The sequence below is a fragment of the Rhizobium alarense genome (assembly GCF_021555155.1).
GTDB classification, from domain to species: domain Bacteria; phylum Pseudomonadota; class Alphaproteobacteria; order Rhizobiales; family Rhizobiaceae; genus Rhizobium_D; species Rhizobium_D alarense.
The window spans coordinates 57749-65514 of the sequence record NZ_JAKGBU010000016.1 but is presented as its reverse complement, the minus strand read 5'-3'; the positions used below and the strand labels follow the sequence as shown (position 1 = coordinate 65514).

Genomic DNA, 7766 nt, shown 5'->3' with positions numbered 1-7766 from the left:
GGTGCCGGCACCACGGCGGAGGCGCACGAGGCGACGCCGAAGGTCGGCAAACCGGCACCCGGGACGGAAACGGCCAAGGCCGTCACGCCGCCGGCCGGCGAAGCGGAGAAGCGCGGCATCGTGGCGCGCAGCATGGCGATGGTCCGCGACAACATTCCGACGGGCACCGACATCAAGCAGACGCTGACCAAGCCGGTCCGCTATGCCGAGGACGGTTTCAGTTGGGTGATGCGCAAGTTCGAGCGCTGACCGTCGCGGCGTAGCGAAGCCGCGGCCGGCCGCTCAAGCTGCCTCGCGGGCCACGATTTCCACATAGTTGCGGGCGTGCCTGCGCTGTTCGGCGATCGCCAGCCTCTCGACAAGATCGAGCATGTCCTCGGTCGCCGCACCGCCCGCCTGGCGAACGCGTTCCAGCAGGCGCAGCGACACCGAACTGCCGCCGAACACGCCGGAGCGTGCCTCCTGCCGCCAGAGCAGCGTCGCCTCGGCAAAGAGGGTGCTGATGTCGCGCGCAAGGCCCGCGGCCTCGAAGACGGACCGCACCGAGGCCTCCCGCCCGTCAGCCAGGATCGACCGGACACGCCGCTCCGGCTCGCCCGACAGGTTGACGATCGCCGCCGCGAAGAACTCGATCTTGCCGGAGCACAGCGCATGCATCAGGAAGGCCGGCGTCAGCCGTCCGGCGAGGCGCAGGTGCTCGACGAGCGCGGCAATCTCCTCGCCGCGCGCTTCGCCGCAAAGGCCGATCGTCGCGATGTCGCAGGCCTCACGGGCGATCCTCTCGACGCGGGACGGGCCGACGGCCGCGCGCACCAGGTCGAACCGCGCAAGCGCTGCACCGACCCGCTCGACGAGCGCCTGGCGCGCCTCGCCCGGCAGGTCGTCGCGCTCGAGCAGCAGGTTGCGGATCTCGGTGAGGTCGCCGCAGCGCTCGGCGATGCGTTTCAGGCTTCGGCGGGAGAGATCCGCGCCGCGGTTCTCGAGCAGGACCTGAATGGCGGAACAATGCGCAACTTCAGCAAGTGCAGCGCCAAGCGCGCGGGACACGAGCGGCCGATGCGCGATGATCGACTGGCGAACCGGGCAGCCCCTGGCCGCCAGGTCCACGAGGTCGGAATCGGTCAGGACGGGAGAGCGCAGCAGCACCTGCGCGGCGACCTCCGGCTGGTCGGCGGCAAGCGGCAGCACCACGGCGCGCGGTGCCTCCGCGAAATCGGCGAGCGCCTCGGCAAGTGCCAGCCGTACGGGCGGCGCCGGGTCGTCGAGCAGGAAGATCATGGCCATTTCGGCGGCGTTGCAATCGGCCGGCCGGATGCGCGACCGGCGATAGGCCCGGGCAAGCGCCCCTGCCGCCTTGGCCCTGTCGCTGACGCGCGCGGTTTCGACCCAACGGAGAAAGGCATTGATAATCAAGGTACGCCCCGGCATGTATGCGATCAACGACTGCTGCAGGCCACGCTAGCGGCAAAGTGTTTAAGATTGGTTCACCATGTCCCTTAACGCGCCGTTCATCAAGCCGATGATCCCGACGGCCGACGCCAGGCGAGGCGACGGCATCCTGTGTCCGACCTCGGATGCGCCGCGATGAGCGCTCCCTCGCCCCGTCATGCGCTGTTTCTGCGCGCGGCCAACGATGACCTGCCCGCAGGCGGAGCCGGCACGCAGGTCGTGGAAGCGCAGGCGCTGTGGCCGGCCGGCAGCGGCGGCTTCGCGCTGGTGACGCCCGACGCGGGCGAATCGCTACTCGAATCGGCGCTGACGGACCCGGCGGCGGGCATCGCGGTCGGTTCCTGCCGCGGCGGCGCGGCCGTGCAGCGGATCGACGTCCTCCTGTCGGTGGTGGAGGCGAAGCGTGGCCTGCCACAGCGCCGGTTTCATATCCTCGCCTTCACCGACGGCATTCTGCCTGCACCCGCCGCGGCGACGTTCCGCAACTGCTCCGCGCGGCTTGCCGGGCTCGTCTGGGACTGGCGCGGCCTGCCGGCGCTGCTCGGCGCCGAGCGGCTGCAGACGGATGATGGCGGCTGGACGGAGGCGCCGGCGCAGTTGCGCGCCGCGACGCTGATTGCCGCGCGCGTTGCCGGGCTGCCGGCCTATGCACTGGCACCCGCCCTTTCCGGCGCGGCGCTCGCGGATCACTGCCGTCGTGCCCGACAGGACGGCTTTTCGGGTTGTGCCACCACCGATCCGGCCGCGCTTCCCGTCATCGCCGGGGTCTTTTCCGCCGGCTGACGCTCAGCCCGCCTTCGGGCGGAACATCTCGAAGGCGTCGCTGCCGTCGCAATAGTCCATGTAGCCCATGCGGGCGACCGGGCTTGCGAGTGCCATGTCGATGCGCCCCTCGCGGACGATCGCCTCGTCGAGATGGATGCCGACGACCGCGCCGAAGGCGATCCAGCTTTCGGCGAGGTCGCCTGAAAGCGTCTTCGGTCGGACGATCTCGGTCATCCGGCATTCGAGCACGGCATGCGCCTCGCCGACATAGGGCGCGTCGACGAGCCGGCCGGCGACGGGCGTCAGTCCGGCGAGCGCGAATTCGCTCGTGCCGCGCGGCACCGCCGCCGACGTGACGTTCATCCGCTCGGCGAGATCGCGGCTGACCAGCGAGCAGGTGAAGACGCCGGTCTCCTCGATGCTGCGGATGCTGTCCTTGTAGCCGCTCGAGGAGAACATCACGAGCTTCGGCCGGTCGCTGACCGCGTTGAAGAAGGAGTAGGGCGCGAGATTGAGCGAGCCGTCCGTCGCCTTCGTGCCGATCCAGCCGATCGGGCGCGGCGCGACGATCGCCTTGAAGGGATCGTGCCGGAGGCCGTGCGCGTTGCTGTCGGTGTCGTAGAACATCACCGCCGTCACGCCTCGCTGCCGACCCAGGTGACGATCTGCTTGAGGTCGGGGCGCGGCCGCTCCGTCGGCGGCACGGTCGCCGTGCCGATATGGATGAAGCCCGCCACCTTCTCGTGCGCCGCGATGCCGAGCAGCGGATAGGCGCGCGGGTCGAAGGCGTACCATTCGGTGAGCCAGTTCGAGGCGAAGCCGTGGGCGTTCGCCGCCATCAGCAGGTTGAGGCAGACGGCGCCGGCCGACATGAGCTGCTCCCATTCCGGGATCTTCTCGTGCGGCGCCGCGGTGCTGACGACGGCGACCACGACGGGCGCGCGCGTCAGCCGCGTCTTCTCGACCTTCACCATCTCGTCGGAAAGGTCCGGCCTGTCGGCGAGCGCCATCGCGGCGAGCGCCTCGCTGATGCGGGCGCGCTCCTCGCCGCGATAGACGACGAATCGCCAGGGCGCGAGCTTGCCGTGGTCCGGCACGCGGGCGGCGAGCTTCAGCATGGCCTCGATCTGCGGCTCGGACGGCCCCGGCGCGCCCATCTGGAATGCCGGGATGGACCGGCGACTGGAAAGATAGTCGATCAGCTTGATTTCGGTTTTCATCGGGAAGGAGTTCCACTAACGTGCGGGCCGCGAGCGCGGTCAAAAAAATGCCATCTGCCGGGCTTTCAAGTGGAGCCTTAAAGTCAGGAAGTCAACCTACACCATGCGCATGCCTGCCCTCCCGACATTGGCCGGAGCCCTGACGGCGGTTCTCGTCGTCTGCGCCGGTCTGCCGCCCGCCGCCGCGCAGGAAACGCTCGACAGCTTCTCGCAGATCACCACGCCGCAGAAGAGCGGCAAGCTGACCTCCTTCAACCCGCTCGTCACCGGCGACGACATCGTCGCGCCCGCCGCCAACCTGCGCGACATCCGCTGCGAGGCGATGCTGACCAAGGGGGGGGCGGCCATGCAGCACGGCCTGTCCTGGCGCGTCTTCTCGCCGATCCCGGGCGCCGACGGCAAGTTGCCGCTGCTCGCGAGTTCCGAGGGCGGCTCGGCCGCCTTCCAGCTCGTGCCGGGCGAGTATTTCGTCAATGTCGCCTTCGGCCGCGCCGGCGCGACGAAGAAGCTGATCATTCCCGAATCGGGCCCGGTCGACAAGCAGGTGCTGGTGCTCGACGCCGGCGGCATCATGCTGAACGCCGTCTCCGGCTCCGACATGCGCATCCCACCGAAGGAACTGAGCTTCTCGATCTATTCGGACGAGGTGACGGAGGACGGCGAGCGCGGGCTCATCGTCGCCGGCGTCAAGCCGAACACCGTCGTGCGCCTCAATGCCGGCACCTATCACGTCGTCTCCGACTACGGCACGGTCAATGCCGTCATCCGCGCCGACATCCAGGTCGAGGCCGGCAAGCTCGTCAAGGCGACGATCCAGCACCGCGCCGCCAAGCTGACGCTGAAACTCGTCTCGGAAGCCGGCGGCGAGGCGATTGCCGACACGGCCTGGTCGATCCTCACCGGCTCCGGCGACGTCGTCAGCGAAAGCGTCGGCGCCTTCCCGACGCTGGTGCTCGCCGAGGGCAACTACACGGCGATCGCCCGCAACAAGGACCGCATCTACCAGCGCGAATTCACGGTGAAGGCCGGCCAGAACACCGATGTCGAGGTGCTGCTGGAAGAGGCCGGCGCTGCCGAATCAGCCGGCTTTCCGGACTAAAGCCTGTCGCGTCTATCTGGAGCCATTCTGCCGGAGCAGGTTTTCGTTTGGGCAGAGGCTATCGGCGAAGGGCATACCCCTCGCTACGTCCGAGCCGATCGCCTCTGATCCAGGCGGAAAGATGCCCGGCCCTTCGGGTTGGCTGAAACGGGCCGCCTGATCGACCGGCCGGCTTGGCCGTAGGGCGTGGCTACGACACGCGCCGGCCGGTCGACCATCCGACTCCGTTTCAGCCAACAGAATGGCTCCGGATAGACGCGACAGGCTTTAGGGTGCGCCCGGGCGGCGCCAGCGAGAAGACCGAATCGTAGATGCGCGCGAGCAGGTCCTTGCGGTCCGCATAGGTGCTCAGTTCCTCCCAGCCGATCATCGTCCCGACGCGCGACGAGATCGTCGTTCCCGACAGGCGCTTGAACTCGCGGATCAGCAGCGACAGGCGCAGCGTCATCGAGATCTTGCTGGCGAGATGGAAGAGCCTGCCGTTCTGCCCTTCGAAATAGACCGGGATGACGCTCGCCCTGGCGGCCTGGATGAGCTTGGCCGGGAACATCTTCCAGGGCAGGTCCTCCGCCTTGCCGAACCCCCTCGGCGCGGTGGCGACGCCGCCGGCCGGGAAGACGATGATCGTCACGCCCTCTTTCAGCAGCCGCACCGCCTCGTGGCGCGTCTTCATGTTCAGCGCCAGCGCCTCCTTCGTCTCCTCGAAGGAGACCGGCAGCGCATAGGGCGCCATTTCCGGCACTTTCAGGAGGTCGTTGTGGATCATCACCCGGAACGGCCGGCCGAGCTGTTCGGCGAGCGACAGGATGGCGATGCCGTCGCCGATGCCGAACGGGTGGTTGGCGACGATGACCAGCGGCGTGTCCGGCAGGTGGCGCGGCGGCCACTCGCCCTTGACGGCGACCCTCACCCTGATCAGCTCCAGCATCTCGCCGAAGACGCGGTCGCTCTTGCCGACGGTTCCGTCCCGCCACTGCGCGTAGAGCCTGGCATAGCGGTTGCGGCCCGACAGGCCCTCGATCGAGCGGATGAACCAGCGCTTGAGGCGCCGGTCGTTCTCGTTGGCATAGGACAGCTCTTTGAACTGCACGGCGTTTCCCCGGATCGGTTCTTGTGTAAACCGGATATTACGGTTTTGTTGCACTTTTCTGACAACCGCCGTGCACGACCGGTCAGGCGGCCCTGCGGGCCGCCGCCTTGCGCCTGAGGTCCGGCGGCGTCGCCTCGTCCGACAGCGTCGCCACCGCCTCGTCGAGCGTCATCGCCGTCTGGGCCTGCGAACCGAGCCGGCGGATATTGACGGTCCGCTCCTCCGCCTCCCGCTTGCCGCAGACGACGATGACCGGCACCTTGGTCACCGAATGCTCACGGACTTTGTAGTTGATCTTCTCGTTGCGGAAATCGGTCTCGACCGTCATGCCCGCCTCGCGCAGCGCGTCCGCCACCTCGCGCCCGTAATCGTCCGCCTCCGAGGTGATCGTCGCGACGACCACCTGCAGCGGCGAGATCCAGAGCGGCATGTGGCCGGCAAAGTTCTCGATCAGGATGCCGAGGAAACGCTCCATCGAGCCGCAGATGGCGCGGTGGATCATCACCGGCTGCTTCTTTTCCGACGCCTGGTCGATGTAGAAGGCGCCGAACCGTTCCGGCAGGTTGAAGTCGACCTGCGTCGTGCCGCACTGCCATTCGCGGCCGATCGCGTCCTTCAGCGTATATTCGAACTTCGGGCCGTAGAAGGCGCCCTCGCCCGGCAGGATGCCGGTCTTGATGCGCCCGCCGGACTGCGCCTCGATCTCCTTCAGCACGTCCATCATCACGCTTTCCGCCCGGTCCCACAGCGCATCGGAGCCGACGCGCTTGTCCGGACGGGTCGAGAGCTTCACCACGACCTCGTCGAAGCCGAAATCCTTGTAGACCGAGAGGATGAGGTCGTTGATGCGCAGGCATTCCGCCGCCATCTGCTCGTCGGTGCAGAAGACATGCGCGTCGTCCTGCGTGAAGCCGCGCACGCGCATCAGCCCGTGCAGCGCGCCTGACGGTTCGTAGCGGTGCACATTGCCGAATTCCGCAAGCCGCACCGGCAGTTCGCGATAGGATTTCAAGCCATGTTTGAAGATCTGCACATGGCCGGGGCAGTTCATCGGCTTCAGCGCGAAGACGCGCTCGTCGTCCGTCTCGTCGCCGGCGACCGTCACCTTGAACATGTTGTCGCGATACCAGCCCCAGTGGCCGGACGTTTCCCAGAGCGACTTGTCGAGCACCTGCGGCGCGTTCACCTCCTCATAGGTGCCGGCCAGCCGCCGGCGCATATAGGCGACCAGCGTCTGGAAGACGCGCCAGCCCTTGCCGTGCCAGAAGACGACGCCCGGCCCCTCCTCCTGGAAATGGAAGAGGTCCATCTCGCGTCCGAGCCGGCGATGGTCGCGCTTCTCGGCTTCCGCGAGGATGTGCAGATAGCTGTCGAGCTCCTCCTGCGTGCGCCAGGCGGTGCCGTAGATGCGCGTCAGCATCGGATTGTTCGAATCGCCACGCCAGTAGGCGCCGGCCACCTTCATCAGCTTGAAGGCCGTGCCGATCTGACCGGTCGCCGCCATATGCGGCCCGCGGCAGAGGTCGAACCAGTCGCCCTGGTAGTAGATCTTGAGGTCCTGCCCTTCCGGGATCGCATCGACAAGCTCGACCTTGTAGGCCTCGCCCTTGTCGGCAAACACCTGCCGCGCCTTGTCGCGCGGCCAGACTTCCTTCGTGAAAGGCTTGTTGCGGCTCACGATCTCCTTCATCCGCTTTTCGATCTTCGGCAGATCGTCGGGCGTGAACGGCTCGTTCTTGGCAAAATCGTAGTAGAAGCCGTTCTCGATGACCGGGCCGATCGTCACCTGCGTGCCGGGCCAGAGCTCCTGCACGGCCTCCGCCATCACATGCGCCGCATCGTGCCGGATCAGTTCGAGCGCGCGGTCATGCTCGCGCGTGACGATCTCGATCCGCCCGGTCGCAACCGGATCGGAGAGATCGCGAAGCTCGCCGTCAAGCGTGATCGCAATCGCCTTCTTCGCCAGCGACTTCGAAATCGCCTCGGCCACATCACGCCCCGTCGAGCCCGCGGGATAATCGCGGACGGAGCCATCGGGAAAGGTCAGGGAAACAGGTGCAGACATCAAGAAATCTCCTATCCAGTCCCGCCAACGAATGCGGGTGGTATGCGGGGAAAAAGCCGGCGGGCCGGCGCGTTGCGG

7 protein-coding genes and 1 pseudogene are annotated in these 7766 nt (G+C 67.4%); 3 read left to right on the top strand and 5 right to left on the bottom strand.

What is annotated here, in order from left to right; genetic code table 11:
• Window positions 1-249 (top strand): annotated as a pseudogene (locus tag LXM94_RS07415) (hypothetical protein); the annotation flags it as partial.
• Between the two features lie 33 nt (window positions 250-282).
• Here the strand turns inward: LXM94_RS07415 and LXM94_RS07410 are convergent.
• Window positions 283-1428: a DUF2336 domain-containing protein gene (locus LXM94_RS07410; RefSeq protein WP_235770524.1), complete on the bottom strand. Its 1146-nt coding sequence runs from the start codon at window positions 1426-1428 to the stop codon at window positions 283-285.
• 156 nt (window positions 1429-1584) lie between these two features.
• Between LXM94_RS07410 and LXM94_RS07405 the strand changes: the two genes are divergently transcribed.
• Window positions 1585-2232, top strand: coding sequence for a hypothetical protein (locus LXM94_RS07405; RefSeq protein ID WP_235770523.1), 648 nt, complete (start codon window positions 1585-1587; stop codon window positions 2230-2232).
• Between the two features lie 3 nt (window positions 2233-2235).
• Here the strand turns inward: LXM94_RS07405 and LXM94_RS07400 are convergent, their stop codons facing one another.
• Together LXM94_RS07400 and LXM94_RS07395 are read right to left on the bottom strand one after the other, a co-directional pair.
• The gene (locus LXM94_RS07400; RefSeq protein ID WP_235770529.1) at window positions 2236-2841 is read right to left on the bottom strand and encodes a flavin reductase family protein; all 606 of its coding nucleotides are present in this window, start codon (window positions 2839-2841) and stop codon (window positions 2236-2238) included.
• Window positions 2842-2849: 8 nt separating this feature from the next.
• Window positions 2850-3434, bottom strand: coding sequence for a nitroreductase family protein (locus LXM94_RS07395; protein WP_235770522.1), 585 nt, complete (start codon window positions 3432-3434; stop codon window positions 2850-2852).
• Between the two features lie 103 nt (window positions 3435-3537).
• Between LXM94_RS07395 and LXM94_RS07390 the strand changes: the two genes are divergently transcribed.
• Complete coding sequence (locus LXM94_RS07390; RefSeq protein WP_235770521.1) at window positions 3538-4533, top strand: hypothetical protein; 996 nt, start codon at window positions 3538-3540, stop codon at window positions 4531-4533.
• Window positions 4534-4762: 229 nt separating this feature from the next.
• Here LXM94_RS07390 and LXM94_RS07385 read toward each other — a convergent pair whose 3' ends face one another.
• Both LXM94_RS07385 and thrS read right to left on the bottom strand, forming a co-directional pair.
• The gene (locus LXM94_RS07385; protein WP_235770520.1) at window positions 4763-5623 is read right to left on the bottom strand and encodes a lysophospholipid acyltransferase family protein; all 861 of its coding nucleotides are present in this window, start codon (window positions 5621-5623) and stop codon (window positions 4763-4765) included.
• An 82-nt stretch (window positions 5624-5705) separates the two neighbouring features.
• On the bottom strand, window positions 5706-7688 hold the full coding sequence (gene thrS / locus LXM94_RS07380; protein WP_235770519.1) for a threonine--tRNA ligase: 1983 nt from the start codon (window positions 7686-7688) through the stop codon (window positions 5706-5708).
• Window positions 7689-7766: the final 78 nt, after the last annotated feature.

Excerpts from the sequence above, each read along its gene's own strand:
- LXM94_RS07410 (WP_235770524.1), bottom strand. The coding sequence starts at position 1,428 with ATGCCGGGGCGTACCTTGATTATCAATGCCTTTCTCCGTTGGGTCGAA.
- LXM94_RS07405 (WP_235770523.1), top strand. The coding sequence starts at position 1,585 with ATGAGCGCTCCCTCGCCCCGTCATGCGCTGTTTCTGCGCGCGGCCAAC.
- LXM94_RS07400 (WP_235770529.1), bottom strand. The coding sequence starts at position 2,841 with ATGTTCTACGACACCGACAGCAACGCGCACGGCCTCCGGCACGATCCC.
- LXM94_RS07395 (WP_235770522.1), bottom strand. The coding sequence starts at position 3,434 with ATGAAAACCGAAATCAAGCTGATCGACTATCTTTCCAGTCGCCGGTCC.
- LXM94_RS07390 (WP_235770521.1), top strand. The coding sequence starts at position 3,538 with ATGCGCATGCCTGCCCTCCCGACATTGGCCGGAGCCCTGACGGCGGTT.
- thrS (WP_235770519.1), bottom strand. The coding sequence starts at position 7,688 with ATGTCTGCACCTGTTTCCCTGACCTTTCCCGATGGCTCCGTCCGCGAT.